At 70.2% G+C, this 1,334-nt stretch carries 2 protein-coding genes; both read right to left on the bottom strand.

The features are described from left to right. Positions 1-514: enoyl-CoA hydratase-related protein (locus tag AC1D01_RS34930; RefSeq protein WP_477874139.1), on the bottom strand; the 514-nt coding region annotated here is incomplete at its 3' end. Between the two features lie 55 nt (positions 515-569). Further along, positions 570-1,334 (bottom strand): DUF3108 domain-containing protein (locus tag AC1D01_RS34925; protein ID WP_477874137.1); only part of this gene is annotated, 765 nt, incomplete at its 5' end.

Genomic DNA, 1,334 nt, shown 5'->3' with positions numbered 1-1,334 from the left:
CGTCCATCATGCGGCCGGTCAGCACCATGTCCATCGCCTTCGCCTTGCCGACCGCGCGCGGCAGCCGCTGCGTGCCGCCGGCGCCGGGGATGATGCCGAGCTTGATCTCGGGCTGGCCGAACTTCGCGGTGTCGGCCGCGAGGATGATGTCGCACATCATCGCGAGCTCGCAGCCGCCGCCCAGTGCGAAGCCGCTCACCGCGGCGATCACCGGCTTGCGCACGCTGCGGATGGTCTCCCAGTTGCGCGTGATGTAGTCGCTCTTGTAGACGTCCATGAAGTTCCAGCCCGCCATCGCACCGATGTCGGCACCGGCCGCGAAGGCCTTCTCGCTGCCGGTGACCACCATGCAGCCGATCGCCTCGTCGGCATCGAAGGCCTTCAGCGCCGCGCCCAGCTCGTCCATCAGGGTGTCGTTCAGCGCGTTCAGCTGCTTCGGCCGGTTCAGCGTGACGACGCCGATGCGCAGCGGGCCGCTGCCCTGGACGTCGGTGAGGATGCATTCGTGGCTCATCGGGTCTCCTTCGGTGTTTTCTGAGGGGTGATGGTCGAGTGTAGGCAGATCGCGCTCACGACGCCGCCAGCTCCGGCTTGCGGCGGATCATCAGGTCGACCCAGGTGTCGGCATCCTGGTGGATGCGGATGCGCAGCGGCAGGTAGCGCATGCTCGGCGCGATCCACATCTCGGGGATCAGGTCGCCGCCGCGCGGCTGGCGGCGCGGCTTCACGCGGAAGGCCTGCACCTCGCCGAAGGGGGTGTACAGCGTCTCCTCCTCCAGCACGTCGTAGGTCCACGGCTCGACACGGAACGGCAGCGCGAGCGGGATCTCGACGCTCTCGCCGGTGCGCAGCTTCTGCGGCTGCGTCGTGAACAGCCAGGTCAGCTGCACGAACTGGCTCGCGGTGTCCTGCACGCCCGGCCAGCGGATGCGCCGCTGCCCGTTGGCCAGCACCACCGCATCGGGCAGCAGCTGCATCGCGACGCGCTGGTCGTCGCGCAGCATCACGTGCGTCAGCTGGTCGTAGCGCGTCGGGTACAGCCCGTCGGCGGTCAGCTGGCCCTCGCTCGTCAGCCGGCGCGACGCGGTCGGCGCGAACGACAGCCCGATGACCACGTCGACGTTCACCTGGTAGCGGTTGCCTTCGCGGATCCACTCGACCTGCGCCTCGCCGTCGACGTGGCCACGGAAGTTGCCGGTCAGCACGTAGTTGAGGCGGGTCGAGCCAGGCCATTCGAAGGCGGCCGGGGCCGAGGCCGCGGGGTCCGCCGCGGCGACGGTGGCCGGCGATGGCGCGGAGGGCGGCGCCGAGGCGGGCTCGGCAGGTGCCGAGGC

This window comes from Rhizobacter sp. P3_B12 (assembly GCF_056402895.1).
This window is presented reverse-complemented; position numbering and strand designations above follow the sequence as displayed.